At 37.9% G+C, this 19870-nt stretch carries 20 protein-coding genes; all 20 read left to right on the top strand.

Annotated elements, in window-relative coordinates; genetic code table 11:
• Positions 1 to 13: 13 nt before the first annotated feature.
• The 20 genes from ACVC7S_RS03675 to ACVC7S_RS03770 all read left to right on the top strand — a co-directional run bounded on the left by ACVC7S_RS03675 (position 14) and on the right by ACVC7S_RS03770 (position 19831).
• Positions 14 to 556, top strand: coding sequence for a ClbS/DfsB family four-helix bundle protein (locus tag ACVC7S_RS03675; RefSeq protein ID WP_447266224.1), 543 nt, complete (start codon positions 14 to 16; stop codon positions 554 to 556).
• 283 nt (positions 557 to 839) lie between these two features.
• Complete coding sequence (locus tag ACVC7S_RS03680; RefSeq protein ID WP_447266225.1) at positions 840 to 1343, top strand: hypothetical protein; 504 nt, start codon at positions 840 to 842, stop codon at positions 1341 to 1343.
• Between the two features lie 84 nt (positions 1344 to 1427).
• The gene (locus ACVC7S_RS03685; protein ID WP_447266226.1) at positions 1428 to 1637 is read left to right on the top strand and encodes a helix-turn-helix domain-containing protein; all 210 of its coding nucleotides are present in this window, start codon (positions 1428 to 1430) and stop codon (positions 1635 to 1637) included.
• Entirely contained in the window at positions 1637 to 4138 is a 2502-nt protein-coding gene (locus tag ACVC7S_RS03690; RefSeq protein ID WP_447266227.1) for a DNA cytosine methyltransferase, read from the top strand. Before ACVC7S_RS03685 ends, ACVC7S_RS03690 begins: the two co-directional genes overlap by 1 nt.
• A 12-nt stretch (positions 4139 to 4150) precedes the next feature.
• Entirely contained in the window at positions 4151 to 4657 is a 507-nt protein-coding gene (locus ACVC7S_RS03695; protein ID WP_447266228.1) for a hypothetical protein, read from the top strand.
• Positions 4654 to 5907, top strand: a complete 1254-nt coding sequence (locus ACVC7S_RS03700; RefSeq protein WP_447266229.1) for a restriction endonuclease — start codon at positions 4654 to 4656, stop codon at positions 5905 to 5907. Before ACVC7S_RS03695 ends, ACVC7S_RS03700 begins: the two co-directional genes overlap by 4 nt.
• 9 nt (positions 5908 to 5916) lie before the next feature.
• Positions 5917 to 6162 (top strand): hypothetical protein, encoded by a 246-nt coding sequence (locus ACVC7S_RS03705; RefSeq protein WP_447266230.1) that lies wholly within the window; start codon positions 5917 to 5919, stop codon positions 6160 to 6162.
• The gene (locus tag ACVC7S_RS03710; RefSeq protein ID WP_447266231.1) at positions 6138 to 6860 is read left to right on the top strand and encodes a HamA C-terminal domain-containing protein; all 723 of its coding nucleotides are present in this window, start codon (positions 6138 to 6140) and stop codon (positions 6858 to 6860) included. Before ACVC7S_RS03705 ends, ACVC7S_RS03710 begins: the two co-directional genes overlap by 25 nt.
• Positions 6861 to 7691: 831 nt before the next feature.
• Complete coding sequence (locus ACVC7S_RS03715; RefSeq protein ID WP_447266232.1) at positions 7692 to 8306, top strand: hypothetical protein; 615 nt, start codon at positions 7692 to 7694, stop codon at positions 8304 to 8306.
• A gap of 30 nt (positions 8307 to 8336) precedes the next feature.
• Positions 8337 to 9029, top strand: a complete 693-nt coding sequence (locus tag ACVC7S_RS03720) for a YjjG family noncanonical pyrimidine nucleotidase (RefSeq protein WP_447266233.1) — start codon at positions 8337 to 8339, stop codon at positions 9027 to 9029.
• A gap of 23 nt (positions 9030 to 9052) precedes the next feature.
• Positions 9053 to 9346: a hypothetical protein gene (locus tag ACVC7S_RS03725; RefSeq protein ID WP_447266234.1), complete on the top strand. Its 294-nt coding sequence runs from the start codon at positions 9053 to 9055 to the stop codon at positions 9344 to 9346.
• A 117-nt stretch (positions 9347 to 9463) separates the two neighbouring features.
• Positions 9464 to 10117: a uracil-DNA glycosylase gene (locus tag ACVC7S_RS03730; protein WP_447266235.1), complete on the top strand. Its 654-nt coding sequence runs from the start codon at positions 9464 to 9466 to the stop codon at positions 10115 to 10117.
• Positions 10118 to 10126: 9 nt separating this feature from the next.
• Complete coding sequence (locus tag ACVC7S_RS03735; RefSeq protein ID WP_447266236.1) at positions 10127 to 10591, top strand: NUDIX hydrolase; 465 nt, start codon at positions 10127 to 10129, stop codon at positions 10589 to 10591.
• Positions 10592 to 10603: 12 nt separating this feature from the next.
• Positions 10604 to 11872 carry a dihydroorotase gene (locus ACVC7S_RS03740; RefSeq protein WP_447266237.1) on the top strand — a complete coding sequence of 423 codons (1269 nt, stop codon included), beginning with the start codon at positions 10604 to 10606 and terminating at the stop codon, positions 11870 to 11872.
• Between the two features lie 41 nt (positions 11873 to 11913).
• Complete coding sequence (locus ACVC7S_RS03745) at positions 11914 to 13254, top strand: MATE family efflux transporter (RefSeq protein WP_447266238.1); 1341 nt, start codon at positions 11914 to 11916, stop codon at positions 13252 to 13254.
• A gap of 177 nt (positions 13255 to 13431) precedes the next feature.
• Positions 13432 to 14400: a thiamine pyrophosphate-dependent dehydrogenase E1 component subunit alpha gene (locus ACVC7S_RS03750; RefSeq protein WP_447266239.1), complete on the top strand. Its 969-nt coding sequence runs from the start codon at positions 13432 to 13434 to the stop codon at positions 14398 to 14400.
• Positions 14401 to 14416: 16 nt separating this feature from the next.
• A complete protein-coding gene (locus tag ACVC7S_RS03755) occupies positions 14417 to 15409 on the top strand; it encodes an alpha-ketoacid dehydrogenase subunit beta (protein WP_265480852.1) in 993 nt (330 codons plus the stop codon).
• A 448-nt stretch (positions 15410 to 15857) separates the two neighbouring features.
• Entirely contained in the window at positions 15858 to 16901 is a 1044-nt protein-coding gene (locus ACVC7S_RS03760; RefSeq protein WP_000752692.1) for a dihydrolipoamide acetyltransferase, read from the top strand.
• A 41-nt stretch (positions 16902 to 16942) separates the two neighbouring features.
• A complete protein-coding gene (gene lpdA, locus ACVC7S_RS03765) occupies positions 16943 to 18646 on the top strand; it encodes a dihydrolipoyl dehydrogenase (RefSeq protein WP_447266240.1) in 1704 nt (567 codons plus the stop codon).
• A gap of 195 nt (positions 18647 to 18841) precedes the next feature.
• Positions 18842 to 19831: a lipoate--protein ligase gene (locus ACVC7S_RS03770; protein WP_409002719.1), complete on the top strand. Its 990-nt coding sequence runs from the start codon at positions 18842 to 18844 to the stop codon at positions 19829 to 19831.
• The last annotated feature ends 39 nt before the right edge of the window (positions 19832 to 19870 follow it).

Consider the following 19870-nt stretch of genomic DNA (forward strand, 5'->3'; position numbering starts at 1 on the left):
AGGGAGAACTCCTATGCCTAGACCAAAAACAAAAGAGGAGCTAGTGCTAGCCTCTAAGGAAAACTATGAAAAGCTCAATCACTTTATATCTAAATTAAGTGAAGAGGAACTACAGACTCCTTTTGATTTTTCAAAAGACCAAAAGAAAAAAGAAGCTCACTGGAAAAGAGATAAAAATCTACGGGATGTTCTGATCCATCTCTATGAATGGCATCAGTTACTTTTGACCTGGGTACATTCCAATCAAAAGGGTCATGAAAGACCTTTTCTCCCTGAACCTTATAATTGGAAAACTTATGGGGAAATGAATGTCGTTTTTTGGAAGAAGCACCAGAGTACGTCTTTAGAAGAAGCGACTAGGTTACTAGAGCAATCGCATAAAGAGGTTTTAGAGTTGATGGAAGGCTTTAGCAATGACGAATTGTTCACAAAAGGTGTCTATAAGTGGACGGGAGGGACAAGTCTAGGTTCCTACCTTGTGAGTTCCACTTCCAGTCACTATGATTGGGCTCTGAAAAAGCTCAAAGCTCATCAGAAAAATTGTAAGACTAGCTAGTTGAAGTGCTATTGAAATTCACCAAAGGTTCTTCTAAGCTTCGAATAGCTTTATTCTCGTGATTTTTGAATAATTCTAGCTTTAGAATCCTTCAAAAATTAAAATTTAAGGCTATCATGGACTTAGAATAGTACGCAAACATTTATTTTAATGTAATTCTAAGTTTAGAATTACAATGATATTAAAGTAATAGAGCTGTTCGATGCTTAGAATGTCTTGATTCTGAGAAATGTTGACTATAAACTGCTTCGAATGTTTTTTTCTGATATAGGTTGATAGATAGATGGGTGAGATGATGAACATACAAAAAGAGAAAGTTAGAAAAGAGTTGGTGTCCCTCTGTTTGGGAGAGTTCACAGCCGTCCTATCCTTTTGGTTTTGTTTTTTCCTTTTGAAAAATCGACTTGGTGATTGGAGTAGTCTAGTAACCATTCTCTATCCTTTGTCTTTACTTACATTTATTTTGCTTCAAGGTTCAATTTACTGGGCAATCTTGATTAGAAGACTGTCGAATCCTCAGTTCGGAAGTGGAAGTGTCCCCAAACTATATGGTGATTTCAGAATACTAGACCTTGTTTTACTTATTTCAGGCTTTCCTTTTATTGTCTGGAATACCCAGAGTTTCCAAGTGGCTATCTTAGCAATATTAATACAGCTTTTTGCCCTAATCGAATGGGTTAATTATTTCCTTGTACGCCTATCTTATAGTTTGAATCCACTTGTTTTATGGAAACGAATTACCAAGGGGAAACTTGAAAAGAGCAGAATAGCCAAGGAGTTGGGGTAGGGGAGAATAAAGAGGTTACCCATTTGTTTTGTAATATGCTATAATTAAATAAAGACAACCTTTAAGAAAGTAAATATTAAGATTATGCCAATAACATATAATAAACTTTGGAAATTACTGATAGATAAAAGTATGACAAAAACTGATTTGAAAAACATAACAGGGATGAATTCGGGCACTCTTGCTAATATGGGAAAAAATAAGTTTATTAGTTTGAGAATGATTGATAAGATTTGTAAAGAGTTAGACTGTCAAATTGAGGATGTTTTTGAGTCTGTACGAGAGGAAAATTAATGATAAAAAATAAACCAACCTATGTTAGTCTGTTTTCATCTGCCGGAGTTGGGTGCTATGGTTTCAAATCGGAGAATTTTGAATGTATTGCAACCAATGAGATTGCAGAGCGTCGATTGGCTATTCAGAAAAATAATCAAAAATGCCCATTTGAGACAGGCTATATTTCTGGTGATATTAAGGAAGACGACACAAAGGGAAAAATCTACACTGAAATTAACAGATGGAAAAAGCTGGGCAATGACCGAGTAGATGTTGTTGTTGCCACTCCACCATGTCAGGGAATGAGTGTTGCAAATCACAAGAAAAAAGTTGATGAAATCAATCGAAATAGTCTGGTCAATGAGAGTGTTGAAATTGTAAAAACGATTAAGCCAAGATTTTTTATTTTTGAGAATGTTGCAGCATTTTGGAAAACGGGATGTCTTTCAAAAAGTGGAGAGGTTATGGCGATTGGAGATATGATTGCTGAGGAGTTAGGAAATGACTATATCTTCGAGCATCGTATTCTCAACTTTAAAAACTATGGCTCTAATTCTTCACGACCACGGACGCTAGTTATTGGTGTTGACAAAAAATTAGCTAATCAAATTGTTCCAAGTGAGCTCTTCCCAGAGTATGTAGAAGAAAAATCACTCTTTGAGATTATTGGGGATATGGAGGAATTAGAATGGGGGCAGTACAGTCCTCATGACTTTTACCATAGTTTTAGGACATATCCTGAACACATGCGTTCTTGGATCCATGATGTTGAACAGGGGAAGAGTGCTTTTGATAATGAAGATGATACCAAGAAGCCTCACAAAATTGTTGATGGTAAGTTAGTTATCAATCAGGCTAAAAACTCAGATAAATATACTCGCCAAGTTTATGACAAGGTTGCTGCTTGTATCCATACTCGGAATGACCAAATGGCTAGTCAAAACACTGTACATCCTACCCAAGACCGTGTATTTTCTATTCGAGAGTTAATGAGGTTGATGACAATTCCTGACCAATTTAGATGGATTGATAGAGATTTGGAGGAGTTAAATAATCTAACCTATGAGGAGAAGAGGAAATTATCTAAAAAAGAAGAAATGAATATTCGTCAAAGTATTGGCGAAGCTGTTCCAACAGCAATTTTTCAAAATATAGCTAAAAAAATAAATGACTTTCTGAGCAAAGTCTCTCTTTCAGAATTTGATGTAGAAAAGTTAATTATCGATGAGAGGTTAGATAATTTTGAGTCTTTGAAGTCATTCATATTGAAAAATAGAAATAAATTCTCACTCTCAACATTATCATCTATTATCGAATTGGCTAATTCCAAACGTCAAAACAATTCAGCGTACTTTACAAATAAATTCATTATTCAAGAAATGTTAGAAGATCTACCTAATTTTGAAAAAAATAACATTTCAATAATAGAACCGTCAGTAGGTTCAGGTAACTTTTTACCCTTTATCTTTCATAAATATGCAGACAAACAAATTGATTTGACCGTTGTTGATGTAGATAAAGAGGTACTTGAATTGTTGAAACTGCTTTACGATAATAATACGCCATCAAACGCTCATATTAACTATGTTCATTCAGACTATATGGTTTTTGAACATGATAGGGTTGATTTAATTATTGGCAATCCTCCTTTTACGAAACTAAATGCTAAAGAATCCGTACTCTATAAAAAATACAATTTCAATGATGAATCAACCAATCTTGCGGAATTTATCCTCGAAAAAGCTATTCGTTCCGCTGATTATGTTTCTATGATTATGCCCAAAAATATACTAAATACCCCTGAATACTATAAAACTCGGTTATTTTTAGAGGAATACGATGTTTATAGCATAGTAGATTTTGGAGAAAAAGGATTTAAAGGTGTTTTGATTGAAACGATAAACTTAGCAATTAAGACTATTGAGGATAAGGCTAATAGTGTAAAGATTAGGTCACTAGCTAAAAATATAACTTATCATCAGAAAAAGAGCTACATCTTTTCAAAAGACCTTCCGTATTGGGTAATTTATCGTAATGCTCAATTTGACGAAGTATTTTCTAAGATGAATTTTGGAATTTTTGATGTTTTTAGAGATAGGCAAATCACAAATTCAAATTCTGAGTTGCAGCCAAATGATAATGATTATATTCGAGTTTTGAAATCTCGAAATATTAGTGATGATGGCAAAAAGATTATCGATATACCAAACTATGATGCTTATATTTCTCGAAAAAATGTAAGCAAAATGGCTACATTTAAGTATCTGAATGATGAAACAGTATATCTGACTCCCAATATGAGTTATAAACCTAGGGTTATGAAAAAACCAACTGGTGTCGTAACAAATGGCTCGTTGGCAATTCTTATTCCTAAGAAAAATGTTTCGTTAACAGAACGACAGCGGTCATATTTTTCAACAAATGAGTATAGGGAATTTTACCAAATTGCTAGAAATTATCAAACACGTTCATTGAATATTGACAAGACCAGTAGCTATTGGTTCGGAGCTTTGAAATAAAGGAGAAATTAAATGAGAATTGATTTTAGCACAAATAATCCACGGTGGGGAATTTCTGGGATTTCTTTTGCAACTCCGGAGGAGTTTGTTTATGTATTAGGTTTTTTGACTAATACTCGTCATTATCAGAATTATGATGGTTCGCCTTATTCGAATTATGATAAGTCTATAGAAATACAAATAGAAGGTAACTATGTTGATGGTGCATGGGCTAAGGAATGTCGTATTCATTATTTCAAAGACATGCAAAGTTTAAGTGATCTATCTCAATCTTTAAGTAATACTAGTTCTGCTGGCCGTCCCACTCATGGAATTATAGCGAGGATAAATTCAAATGAATTTATTAATCATTTAATTTCGGACTATAATTTTGATGTTTTACGAACAGGTGGTTATAGTGATTTTGTCACTCCTCCATTAAAGGATATTGTTTTAGCAAAATTGGGAAATTCACTGCTAAATGACGGATTGAACGTAGATGGATTTATCGGGATATTTGAACAGGGGTTTAACCTATGACTATTGAGCAGTTTTTATCACAATTCGATTATGACATTCGTAAATCTAAAGATGCTCGATGGATAGACCAGAAATGTACCTACGATGTCCTTTCAATTATTGCAGACTGTATTTTAGAGTATGTTAGAGAAGACGTCTCTAGAGAATTTACCGTTTCTGATATTTGGCACAATGACTATACGAGAGATAATGTTTTAGAAATTTTCACTAAACCTGATACTGAGTCTAAAAAGGCAAGTAATGAATACGATAAGTATTTTGGTCAGCCGATTAAGCTATTTGGGTATAGCCATATCCTAACTGTACGAAAATCAGGAGCTCGCTATTTTTATCAGGTCAATAATTTCGAATTATTGGAGTATATTGCACTTCGTCCAACAAATGCCCTGAATTTTCTTTTCTTATATATTCAAAAAGTGTTATCAGATAGTGGACTTTATTCTGAATTTGAGCGGTTCTTTGAACAGCAAACTAAGGATTCTTACAAGCGACTGCGTGATGTATTTATTCAATTTACCATCGCTAATACTCCAATAAATGGCGATGTAGAATGTGGACGAATTTTCACAAAAATCTTGAATCCACTTGCTTTCAAGTTAAAGAAACAGGGGACTATTCGAGGGATGTTTTCTAAAAATCAAATTACACTAAATGATCTGAATTATAATAGAATAAATTGGCGAGACGAATTATCTGGTAAAGAGAAGAGCGAAACGAGAGCAGAGCATAAATTGACTGCTGAGCAACATCAGGCCAAAGCTTTTGCAAAATATGCAGTCGATAAGGCGAAACGTCAAGTTAGACGATTTAATGATAAATGGCTTGATGGTACCTCTGAAATTAGTCAGACTACGGAACAGGTTAAAGCAACCCAGGCACACCATATCTTTCCACAATCAGAATTTCCTGAAATTGCCGATTATTTAGAGAACCTTATTATGATTACACCTAATCAGCACTTTAGCATGGCACATCCAAATAACCAAACAATCTATATTGATAGAGATTTTCAGTATATTTGTTTGCTAGCGAAAGCATCTCGAATTATGGTGAATTTAACATCTTCGACGGAACCTGATTTTTATGACTTCAATGATTATCGATTTGTTTTAAATACTGGTTTAGAGACGGATGAATTTGATTCGGTTAGTGATTTAGATTTTGCTTCTATTATAGATAAAATCGACATTCATTATAGTGATTGTTTTAGATATGATTATTTAGTGATTGATAATAAACCTATTTGCTAAATAGGTATTATGGTAGTATACAACACAGAATATTTTAAGTCCGATATGGATGATAAAACGCACTGCTTTTACATTTCATTCGACTTAGGTGATGATAGAGAAATTTATCAAAAAATTGACGACTGGTCGGAAGATATTTTTGATGATAGGGCAAATTTTGCACTTGGAAAAGTTAAAGCATTAGAACTCTCTAAAGATTCCCTCGGAAAGCACATAGAAAAGGGAGGAAGTTGCTCTATAATATTGATGAAATAAAAAATGCAAGTGAGTACTATTTAAGTAAACAATACTCAAAGGAAGATGATAAATATCTAAAAAGAGGTAAGTTTGGTGAATTAATTTTATATCATTTGCTGGATAGAAAGTTGAATGAGCCTCAATTGATATCTAAATTATATTTCAAAGATTCATTTAATGCAGTAGTTCATGGGTTTGATGCCGTTCACTATGATACGCAAAATAATGACCTCTGGTTGGGAGAGAGTAAGTTCTATACAGATAAAAATTCTGCTTTAAGAGAATTGGCGAAAGATTTGCATAACCATTTTAATGTTGATTTTTTTAATCAAGAATTTACAATAATAAGTAATAGGTTTAGTGATTTAAGTATCGAGAACGATGCTATAAAACAGTTAATTGACCCCAATACAAAATTTCTTTCAAAATTAATTAAAATAAATGCTTGTTTCTTTGCGTTATTTGATAACAATATTTTGGAATCTTTTGAGTTTGAGGAGGGATCGGATAAAGTTTCGGAAAATTTTGAAGAAAAATTAAAAGAGGTAATGAAGCAAACACGTAATTATTTTGAAAAACAGGTATCTAACTTTCAGAATAAAGAACGACTAAAAATTCACTTACTATTATTTCCAGTTACAAGCAAGAATGAATTAGTTCGGAAGTTGCATCATAAGCTTAAGAAAGAAATCGGACTACTCGTCATTTATAGCTAAGCTAGAAAATGACGGGGTTGGTGGTGTGAAAAGTGTTTTATTAGATTACGGAGTTCCATCTACTGCCATCAAAAAAATTCGTACAAATATAGATTCTACTGAATTAATTAATTATATAAAGAGTAATATAGATAGCTTGAATTTTACTGATTATGAAAGAGAAATAATTGAGAAATTATAAAAACACGCCAAATTTTATGGCGTATTTTTTGTAAATGATAATCCAGTTATTAGTAATATTTTAGGACTGCTGACTGTACTTTTTCGGGGTATGACTTTTATCCCAGCCCCTCTTTAGGGTTATAGAATTGTAAACTTTGATATCTTGGACTGTTGTTTGGGTTATGGTATAAATATGAGACTGTATTAATGACAATATTATTTAGCACATCTCAATTCAATACTCAAAATCTCAACCTTATCATACCTCAAATACCCATTCCAAAATTCCCAATCTTTATTACTTTCTGACCGAGAAGCTCGACAATAATATTCTTCAGCTCATTCAATATTTAAAAATTTACAAGCACATACCAATAAGCTGCCGTTGTCGTTTAATGGGATATTAGCTCAAAAAATATCTTTTGAAAATATATTTTCAGGAACGTAGTCCTGAAGTCCATTGAAAGTTGTCAATTGACATGTTTCAATTTTACGTTATTTTGTTTGTCTGATGATAACTCTAAGTAGCAGGAGAGTCAAGGGGAAATAAAAATAGCGAATAAGTCGCTATTTGAAAGGTTATAGGTATTTGATAATTTGGACTGCTGTCTGAGCTGTGGTATAATTAATCTATCAATTATTTTAACAACTCCTTTAAGTGAGATCAGTATGCAAATTAACTATAATAGAGAACAGAAATCAGATATTGTTATTTCTAAACCGTCAGGCATTGAAGTAGGAAAATACTTGAAAACGTGGAAAAATCTTAAAAATTATCAGTTGCAAGAAGATGCTTTAGATAAATTATTTTTTGAGCTTTTACCAAGTAATGAAGAAATTTCTGACATCTTATTAAAGGTTGCTACGTCGAATGATTTTTATAGCACAAATATTTTTTCAGTTTATCCAGTTGCAGAGCATATTCTGAGTCTTACAATTGACGAGAGGTTGAAACAAGGTGATGTAACTTTAGTCAATGAAATTCAAAATGTTACGATCAATGGAGTCACTAGAAAGTTTTATTCTTTTTCTACCAAATACTGTTCTCATCATAATCCTAACGAATACCCTATTTATGATAGCTATGTAGAAAAGGTATTAAAATATTTTAGAAAAACAGATAAATTTTTCAACTTTAAGAATGCAGACCTAAAAGATTATCAAAAATTTAAAAATATAATTATTGCTTTTAGAGAATACTATGGATTAGAAGAATTTAATCTTAAAGAAATTGATCAGTATTTATGGCAGTTGGGAAAAAAATATTTCCCAAACAAATATTAGCTGCTTTTTCTCACTCAGAAAGGAAACTCAATGCCCTACAAATTTTTAGTCTTCGACCTAGATCACACCTTGCTTGATTTTGATACTGCTGAGGATGTGGCTCTGACACAACTTCTAAAAGAAGAAGGAGTTGCGGATATTCAAGCCTACAAAGACTATTACGTTCCTATGAACAAGGCTCTCTGGAAGAAGTTGGAGCAAAAGAAAATCAGTAAACAAGAACTGGTTAACACGCGCTTTTCTCGTTTATTTGATCATTTTGGACTGAAGAAAGACGGTAGGTTACTTGCTCAGCGATACCAATTTTATCTCGGTCATCAGGGACAAACTCTTTCGGGCGCTCATGAACTCTTGGACAGTCTCATCGAGCGTGATTATGAGCTGTACGCTGCGACAAATGGAATCACTGCCATTCAGACGGGTCGTTTGGCTCAATCAGGTCTGGCTCCCTATTTCAACCAAGTCTTTATTTCCGAGCAGTTGCAAACTCAAAAACCTGACGCACTATTCTATGAAAAAATTGGTCAGCAGATTACTGGATTTGATAAAGAAAAGACCCTGATGATTGGAGATTCCCTAACAGCTGATATTCAAGGTGGCAATAATGCTGGGATTGATACTGTCTGGTACAATCCCTATCATCTGGAAAACAAGACGCAAGCTCAGCCGACTTACGAAGTCCATTCCTACCAAGACTTACTAGATTGTTTGGATACTATCTAGTACTTTTCCTAAGAGGTGATGATATGGAAACTAAAGTCATTGAAGAGATTGACAACTTACTAAACCTCATCGAGCAGTATCAGTTAAAAGGTGTGGTTGCTCAAGTAAATTCGTTAAAAGAGTTAAAGTATACCATAAGCAATCATATAGAGTTAAGTACTCGAGAGAAGATGAATATCCACTATTCACTCTTTCTCCCTAGGGGTGGCTTATCTGAACTCTACTATATGGACGCTAATCTTGAACGGATGATGTCTGTAAATAATCAACTTTCCTATGCTATTGATACAATCGAAAAGTTTTTAATGGCTGATTGATACTGTCAATACTAATGTCAAATAATAGGGTCAATAACAGTATATAAGAACTGTAAAAAGTGGTTTCAATAGCCACTTTTTGCTATAATAGAGGCAGTAAAAATGAAGGAGTTGGCTATGCAACACTCATCTTGGCATGCTTTGATTAAGGAGCAATTACCTGAGGGGTATTTCGGGAAAATCAATCAGTTTATGGAGCAGGTCTATGCGCAAGGAACAGTTTATCCGCCTAAGGAAAAAGTTTTTCAGACTCTTTTGACCACTCCTCTGGAAGAGGTTAAGGTGGTGATTCTAGGGCAAGACCCTTATCACGGGCCAGGTCAGGCGCAGGGCTTGAGTTTTTCGGTTCCAGATGCTATTCCAGCGCCACCGTCCTTGCAAAATATCTTGAAGGAATTAGCAGACGATATTGGCGTTAAGGAATCCCATGATTTGACAGCTTGGGCTGAGCAAGGAGTTTTACTTCTCAATGCTTGCTTGACGGTTCCTGCCGGACAGGCCAATGGTCATGCTGGGCAGATTTGGGAGCCTTTTACAGATGCAGTGATTCAGGTTGTCAATAATCTCGATAGACCGGTAGTCTTTGTACTCTGGGGTGCTTATGCACGCAAGAAGAAGGCCTTAGTTACCAATCCTCATCACTTGATCATCGAATCAGCTCACCCCAGTCCTTTATCTGTTTATAGAGGATTTTGGGGTTCCAAGCCTTTTTCTAAGGCCAATGCATTCTTAAGAGAGACAGGACAAGAGCCAATCGAATGGCTTAGATAAGGAGAAAATATGCCTCAGTTAGCGACGATTTGCTACATTGATAACGGAAAAGAACTGCTCATGCTTCATCGCAATAAGAAGCCCAATGACGTCCATGCTGGTAAATGGATTGGGGTGGGTGGTAAGCTAGAGCGAGGAGAGACACCTCAGGAATGCGCAGCGCGTGAAATTCTTGAAGAGACAGGCCTCAAAGCCAAGCCTGTTCTAAAAGGCGTTATTACTTTTCCTGAGTTCACGCCTGATTTAGACTGGTACACCTATGTTTTTAAGGTAACGGAGTTTGAGGGGGACTTGATTGACTGCAACGAGGGTACGCTGGAATGGGTTCCCTATGACGAGGTCTTGAGCAAGCCAACTTGGGAGGGTGACCACACCTTTGTTGAGTGGCTTTTAGAGGACAAACCCTTCTTTTCAGCCAAGTTTGTTTATGATGGGGATAAATTGTTGGAAACCCAAGTTGATTTCTATGAATAAAGGAGAAAGCAGATGCTACTAATCAAAAATGGTCGTGTAATGGATCCCAAGTCTGGTTTGGATCAAGTCAGAGATGTTTTGGTTGAAGATGGAAAGATTATCAAAATTGCGCCTGAAATCAAGGAAGAAGGAGCAGAGCTAATTGATGCTACTGGTCTAGTAGTTGCTCCTGGCTTGGTCGATATCCATGTTCATTTCCGTGAACCAGGTCAAACCCACAAGGAAGATATTCATACCGGTGCCCTAGCTGCAGCAGCGGGTGGTTTTACAACAGTTGTCATGATGGCTAATACCAGTCCAACCATTTCGGATGTAGAGACTCTTCAAGAAGTTCTCCAATCTGCTGCCAAGGAAAAGATTAATGTCAAAACGGTTGCGACCATTACTAAGAATTTTAATGGGCAAGACCTGACAGACTTTAAGGCACTCTTAGAAGCAGGTGCGGTTGGTTTTTCTGATGACGGTATTCCACTTGAAAGTAGTAAAGTTGTCAAGGAAGCCATGGAAGAAGCCAAAAAACTCAATACCTTTATCAGCCTTCATGAGGAAGATCCCGGATTGAACGGCATTCTTGGGTTTAATGAAAACATTGCTAAAGAACATTTCCATATCTGTGGTGCGACAGGGGTGGCAGAATACGCCATGATTGCGCGTGATGTCATGATTGCCTACGCAACCAATGCCCATGTTCATATCCAGCATTTATCTAAGGAGGAAAGTGTCAAGGTAGTGGAGTTCGCTCAAGGTCTAGGTGCGCAAGTCACAGCAGAAGTAGCGCCACAGCATTTTTCTAAGACAGAAGCACTCCTCTTGACTCAAGGTAGCAATGCTAAAATGAATCCTCCGCTTCGTTTGGAGTCAGACCGTCGTGCCGTGATTGAAGGTCTTAAGTCGGGAGTCATCTCCGTAATCGCGACTGACCACGCGCCTCACCATGCAGATGAGAAAAATGTAGAAGATATCACCAAAGCGCCATCTGGTATGACTGGTTTGGAAACCTCTCTTTCTCTTGGTTTGACTTATTTGGTGGAAGCTGGTGAACTAAGCTTGATGGAATTACTAGAAAAAATGACTGTTAATCCAGCTAAATTATATAACTTTGAAGCGGGTTACTTGGCTGAGAATGGTCCAGCGGATATCACTATCTTTGATGACAAGGCTGATCATACTGTTGGTCCAGACTTTGCTTCAAAATCAGCAAACTCACCATTTATCGGTGAAACCTTAAAAGGGCAGGTCAAATATACCATCTGTAAGGGACAAATCGTTTACAAAAACTAGATGGGATTCTGCTCTATAAACTATAAGAATAGAGAGCGTATATGTATCGAACCCATCAATTTAAAGATAAGTTTGTCTTATTTCTTAAGATATTTTTCCCTATCCTGATTTATCAGTTTGCCAATTATTCTGCCTCTTTTGTCGATACAACCATGACGGGACAGTACAATACCATGGACTTGGCTGGCGTTTCAACAGCAACGAGTCTATGGAATCCTTTCTTTACTTTTTTAACAGGGATTGTTTCGGCTATGGTTCCCATCATAGGCCATCATCTAGGACGAGGTAAAAAAGAAGAAGTAGCTTCTGACTTTTATCAATTTATCTATTTGGCTTTTGGATTGTCTTTGATTTTGCTCGGGATTGTGATTTTTTTTGCACCACCAGTCTTAAATCATATCGGCTTAGAAAATCAAGTGGCAGCTGTTTCGGTTTCTTATCTTTGGTACTTGTCTATCGGAATTATTCCCTTGCTGCTTTTCAGTGTTATCCGATCGCTACTTGATTCACTGGGCTTGACCAAGCTATCTATGTACCTCATGCTCTTATTACTACCTTTAAATTGTGGATTTAACTATTTGTTAATTTACGGTGCCTTTGGGTTTCCAGAGTTAGGGGGAGCAGGAGCAGGCTTAGGTACTTCCTTGGCTTACTGGTGCCTCCTTGGAATCTCAGTCATCATCCTTTTAAAGCAGGAAAAGTTAAAAGAGTTTCATTTGGAAAAACCACTTCCGCTTGATCTAGTGAAGATCAAAGAAGGGATTCGTTTGGGCTTACCAATCGGTGGTACTGTATTTGCTGAGGTGATTATTTTTTCAGTCGTTGGTTTGATTATGGCAAAGTTTTCGTCTATGATTATTGCCAGCCACCAGTCAGCCATGAACTTCTCAACTCTCATGTATGCCTTTCCAGTGAGCATTTCTTCTGCTATGGCAATAGTGGTTTCTTATGAGGTTGGGGCAAAGCGTTTTGATGATGCAAAGACCTATATCAAAATTGGTCGTTGGATAGCGTTGATATTTGCAGGTTTTACCTTAAGCTTCCTCTATATCTTGAGAGATGTCGTAGCCAGTTTATATGGAAATAATCCAGACTTCATTAAACTAACATCTACCTTCCTAACTTATAGTCTATTTTTCCAGTTAGCTGACACTGTTGCAGCTCCTTTGCAAGGAATTCTCAGAGGTTACAAGGACACGGTTGTTCCCTTTTATCTTGGAGTAATTGCTTACTGGGCTGTGTCCATTCCATTAGGTTTATTCTTAGACCAAGTAACAACTTTGGGAGCCTATTCTTACTGGATTGGTTTAATAGCGAGTTTAGTCGTTAGTGCTATCCTCTATCAATGGCGCTTGCAAACAATTATGAAAAGATTCAACTAATTTTTGGAAAATAAATTGAAAACAAGTTTGTGAAAAAAATATTCTAATTAAAGAAAACCCTGTTTCGTCGGGGATTTCTTTTTTGTGTTTTGTGAATTTTTCTTAACAAATACTTTGACAGCGTATACTAAAAAAGGTAAAATAGTAAGGTAAGAACAATGTTAGAAAGGCAAGATTATGTCAACTTTAGATAAAAATCTTTTGCTAGAGATGTTCCGTAAGATGGAAGAAATCCGTCGCATGGACTTAAAAATCGCTCAGTTAGTGAAAAAGGGGAAAGTTCCCGGTATGACTCACTTTTCTGTCGGAGAAGAAGCTGCTAACGTCGGAGCTATGCTAGCCCTCAATCCAGATGATCTGATTACCTCAAACCACCGTGGTCATGGTCAAGCTATCGCCAAAGGGATTGACCTCAACGGAATGATGGCTGAAATCCTTGGGAAATACACTGGAACCTGTAAAGGAAAAGGTGGTTCCATGCACATTGCTGACCTTGATGCTGGTAACCTTGGTGCCAATGGTATCGTAGGTGGTGGTATGGGAATCGCTGTTGGTGCAGCCCTCAGTCAGCAAATGCAAAACACTGGAAAAATCGTGGTTTGCTTCTTTGGAGATGGCGCGACCAACGAAGGTGTCTTCCACGAAGCAGTGAACATGGCTTCCATCTGGAATCTTCCAGTGATTTTCTACTGCATTAACAACGGTTATGGGATCTCTGCGGATATCAAGAAAATGACTAACGTGGAACATATCCATCACCGTAGCGCAGCTTATGGAATTCCTGGAATGTTTATCGAAGATGGAAACAACGTCATCGACGTTTATGAAGGGTTTAAGAAAGCTGTAGACCATGTTCGTGGTGGCAATGGTCCTGTATTGATTGAAAGTGTCACTTACCGCTGGCTTGGTCACTCATCATCAGACCCTGGTAAATATCGTACTCGCGAAGAAGTGGAATTGTGGAAACAAAAAGACCCAATTGAAAACCTCCGCAATTACCTTATTGAAAATAACATTGCTAGCGCTGAAGAATTGGAAGAAATCCAAGCACAAGTCAAGGAAGCAGTAGAAGCTTCTGTTAAATTTGCTGAGGAAAGCCCATTCCCACCGCTTGAATCCGCATTTGAAGATATTTACGCAGACTAAGGAGAAAGAGATAAAAATGGAAACAAAAACAATGTCCTTCCGTGACACCATTATCCTTGCTATGTCTGAGGAAATGCGTCGCGATGAAAATGTGTTCTTGATGGGAGAAGACGTCGGTGTCTTCGGAGGAGACTTCGGAACTTCTGTTGGAATGCTTGAAGAATTTGGTCCAGAACGTATCCGTGACTGTCCGATTTCTGAAGCTGCTATCTCTGGAGCGGCAGCGGGAGCAGCCATGACGGGACTTCGTCCAATCGTCGATATGACCTTCATGGACTTCTCGGTTATTGCCATGGACAATATCGTCAACCAAGCTGCTAAAACACGTTATATGTTTGGTGGTAAAGGTCAGGTTCCAATGACTGTCCGTTGTGCAGCTGGTAACGGAGTTGGTTCTGCGGCTCAGCACTCGCAATCCCTAGAGTCTTGGTTTACTCACATTCCTGGACTTAAGGTTGTAGCGCCTGGTACGCCTGCTGACATGAAAGGACTGCTCAAGTCTTCTATCCGTGATAATAACCCTGTTATCATTCTTGAGTACAAGTCAGAATTTAACCAAAAAGGGGAAGTGCCAGTTGATCCAGACTACACAATCCCACTTGGAGTTGGCGAAATCAAACGCGAAGGAACGGATGTAACAGTTGTTACTTATGGAAAAATGCTTCGTCGTGTGATTCAAGCTGCAGAAGAATTAGCAGAAGAGGGAATTTCAGTTGAGATTGTGGACCCACGTACCCTTGTGCCACTTGATAAGGATATCATCATTAACTCAGTGAAGAAGACTGGTAAGGTTGTTCTGGTCAACGACGCCCACAAAACAAGTGGCTATATCGGTGAAATTTCAGCTATTATTTCAGAATCAGAAGCATTTGACTATCTAGATGCACCAATCCGTCGTTGTGCAGGAGAAGATGTGCCAATGCCTTACGCACAAAATCTAGAAAATGCAATGATTCCAACAGTTGAAAGCATCAAAGATGCAATCCGTAAAACCTATAACAAAGAATAAAACTACATAAGATAAATTATGTAAACAACTGTTCTTTTTAACTTTAACAACTTGAGATACATTTCGTATCCAACTTATTTGTAAAGTTGCGACAGAAGGGAGTCGAATCGATACTATTCGACGAACGACTTAGTAAGTCTACTAGGTTGACCGCCTAATAGCGGCAACCGTAGTAACTTGAGACACGTTTCGTGTCCAAGTTACTTGTAGAGTTGAACACGGGCTAAAAGCTCGGAAAAAAGATAAATCTCCTTAGCTTCATCGAAGCCTACGTAGATTTCCTATTTTTCAGTCGCTTTTTGACGCCCTTAGTATCATGTAATTGAATTCGGACGGAGGTCTGCGAAAAAAAGATAGATTTCCTTGTGTTCATCGAACACATCGTCAATCTCCTATTTTTTCATTGCCCTCTTCGTCCTTAATATCTTAGTATAGAATTGGAGAGGTCATGGCTGATGACAAGCTAAGAGCGACTCCTGCGGCTAGAAAGTTAGCGGATGATCTAGGTATCAACCTCTACGACGTTTCTGGCTCAGGTGCAAACGGTCGTGTCCACAAAGAAGACGTGGAAACTTATAAAGACACAAACGTGGTTCGCATTTCGCCACTTGCAAAACGAATTGCCCTTGAACATAACATTGCTTGGCAGGAAATCCAAGGAACTGGTCATCGTGGTAAGATCATGAAGAAGGACGTTCTGGCCTTCCTTCCTGAAAATATCGAAAACGACACCATCAAGTCTCCTGCTCAAATCGAAAAAGTGGAAGAAGTTCCAGATAATATCACTCCTTATGGTGAGATTGAGCGTATTCCAATGACACCAATGCGTAAGGTAATCGCCCAACGTATGGTTGAATCCTACCTAACTGCGCCAACTTTCACGCTCAACTACGATGTCGATATGTCTGAAATGCTAGCTCTTCGTAAGAAGGTTCTTGAACCAATCATGGAAGCTACTGGTAAGAAAATCACGGTTACTGATCTTCTTTCACTGGCTGTTGTTAAGACATTAATGAAACATCCTTACATCAACGCTTCATTGACTGAAGATGGTAAGACCATTGTCACTCACAACTATGTCAACCTTGCTATGGCAGTTGGGATGGATAATGGATTGATGACACCTGTTGTTTACAATGCTGAAAAGATGAGCCTTTCAGAGTTGGTTGTAGCCTTCAAAGATGTCATTGGTCGCACCTTGGAAGGTAAATTAGCTCCAAGTGAACTTCAAAATTCGACATTCACAATCAGTAACTTGGGAATGTTTGGCGTTCAGTCCTTTGGTCCGATCATCAACCAACCCAACTCAGCTATTCTGGGTGTAAGTTCGACAATCGAGAAACCAGTTGTTGTCAATGGTGAGATTGTTATCCGACCAATCATGAGTCTAGGATTAACCATTGACCACCGTGTCGTAGATGGTATGGCTGGTGCTAAGTTTATGAAAGACTTGAAAGCCTTGATTGAGAATCCAATCTCAATGTTGGTTTAAGTCAGCTATTGTTATTTTAGAGATTTAGAAGGAAGTAAGACATGGCCTTAGAAGTAATTATGCCAAAAGCCGGCGTAGATATGACAGAAGGACAAATCGTCCAATGGAATAAAAAAGTCGGAGAATTTGTAAAAGAAGGAGAAATCCTTTTGGAAATCATGACTGACAAAGTCAGCATGGAATTGGAAGCCGAAGAAGATGGATACTTGATTGCCATCCTTAAAGGAGATGGTGAAACTGTTCCAGTAACTGAAGTTATCGGTTATCTTGGCGAAGAAGGGGAAAACATCCCAACAGCTGGAGCGGCTGCACCAGAATCAAAACCTGCGCCTGCAGTTAGCGCCTCAAACGACGACGGTAAGAGCGATGATGCCTTTGATATCGTTGTAATTGGTGGAGGTCCTGCTGGTTATGTTGCAGCCATTAAAGCTGCCCAACTCGGTGGGAAGGTTGCCCTTGTTGAGAAATCTGAACTCGGTGGAACGTGCTTGAACCGTGGATGTATCCCAACTAAGACCTACCTTCACAACGCTGAAATCATCGAAAACATCGGTCATGCAGCAAACCGTGGTATCGTCATCGAAAATCCAAACTTCACTGTAGATATGGATAAACTTTTAGAAACTAAATCTAAGGTTGTCAATACCTTGGTAGGTGGAGTTGCAGGTCTTCTTCGTAGCTACGGAGTTACTGTTCATAAAGGAATTGGTACCATCACTAAAGACAAGAATGTCTTGGTAAATGGTTCGGAATTGCTTGAAACCAAGAAAATCATCCTTGCTGGTGGTTCAAAAGTCAGCAAGATCAACGTTCCTGGTATGGAATCTTCACTCGTGATGACAAGTGACGATATTCTTGAAATGAACGAAGTTCCAGAAAGCCTTGTTATCATCGGTGGTGGTGTTGTCGGTATCGAACTTGGTCAAGCCTTCATGACATTTGGTTCAAAAGTAACTGTTATCGAAATGATGGACCGTATCGTTCCAGCTATGGATGCGGAAGTTTCTAAGAATCTTCGCTTGATCCTTGAGCGTAAAGGAATGACCATCTTGACAGGTACAAAACTGCAAGAAATCATTGAGGAAAATGGTCAACTTCGTATTAAAGTTGAAGGAAAAGACGATATCATTGCAAGCAAAGCTCTTCTGTCAATCGGTCGTGTTCCAGATCTTGAAGGTATTGGCGATGTTGAGTTTGAATTGGATCGTGGACGTATCAAGGTCAACGAATACATGGAAACTTCTGTTCCAGGTATCTACGCACCAGGTGATATCAATGGTACCAAGATGTTGGCGCACGCAGCCTTCCGCATGGGTGAAGTTGCCGCTGAAAATGCCCTCAAAGGAAATCACGTCGTAGCAAAACTCAACTTGACTCCTGCAGCCATTTACACTCTTCCTGAAGTAGCAGCAGTCGGTTTAACAGAAGAGCAAGCTCGTGAGAAATACGATGTAGCCATCGGTAAATTCAACTTTGCGGCTAACGGACGTGCTATTGCTTCTGATGCGGCTCAAGGTTTCGTAAAAGTCATTGCAGATAAGAAATACGGAGAAATCCTTGGTGTCCATATCATCGGTCCTGCAGCTGCAGAATTGATTAACGAAGCGTCAAGCATTATTGAAATGGAAATCACTGTTGAAGAAATGCTGAAGACCATCCACGGACATCCAACATACTCTGAAGTGATGTACGAAGCATTCGCAGATGTTCTAGGAATGGCCATCCATTCACCAAAGAAAAAATAAATAAGTTTTTCAACTAAATTTTCTTAAAGTAGTACGGACGGCAGCGACCTCTATTAGAGTTCCATGCCTAAAAATTGAGCCCCTTGTCTCAATTTTTCCGAGAAATGTAACGATAACACATTACATTTCTTTTTACCACTTTAGAAAATTGGATTGCTATGAACAGAATTTAAAAACTAAATTTTTGGAAATACTATGAAATATATTATCAATCATTCAAACGACACTGCATTTAATATTGCCTTGGAAGAATATGCCTTTAAACACTTACTAGATGAGGATCAAATCTTCCTTCTTTGGATTAACAAGCCATCTATCATTGTTGGACGTCACCAGAATACTATCGAAGAAATCAACCGTGATTATGTTCGAGAAAATGGCATTGAGGTAGTCCGCCGTATCAGTGGTGGTGGAGCTGTTTATCACGATCTGAACAACCTCAACTACACGATTATCTCAAAAGAAGATGAAAACCGTGCCTTTGACTTCAAGAGCTTCTCAACTCCAGTCATCAATACTTTGGCTCAACTTGGTGTTAAAGCTGAATTTACAGGTCGTAATGACTTAGAAATTGACGGTAAGAAATTCTGTGGAAATGCCCAAGCCTATATCAATGGGCGTATCATGCACCACGGTTGCTTGCTCTTTGACGTTGATCTGTCAGTACTTGCTAACGCCCTCAAGGTTTCAAAAGACAAATTTGAGTCAAAAGGTGTGAAATCCGTCCGTGCTCGTGTAACCAATATTGTCAATGAATTACCAGAAAAAATCACAGTTGAGGAATTCCGTGATTTGCTATTGGAATACATGAAAAAAGAGTACCCAGAGATGACTGAATACGTCTTTTCAGAAGAAGAATTGGCGGAAATCAATCGTATCAAGGATACTAAGTTTGGTACTTGGGACTGGAACTACGGTAAATCACCTGAATTTAACATCCGTCGTGGAACAAAATTCACTAGTGGTAAGGTTGAAGTTTTTGCCAACGTCATTGAATCAAAAATCCAAGACATCAAGATCTATGGTGACTTCTTTGGTATCGAAGATGTTGCAGCTGTAGAAGATATCCTTCGTGGCGTGAAATACGAACGTGAGGATGTTCTTAAGGCCTTAGAGACTATTGATATTACACGCTACTTTGCTGGTATCAGCCGTGAAGAAATCGCTGAAGCGGTAGTGGGATAAAAAGAAAAAAGAAGTTGCATATTTTATCAACTTCTTTTT

Source organism: Streptococcus sp. Z556, assembly GCF_053010225.1.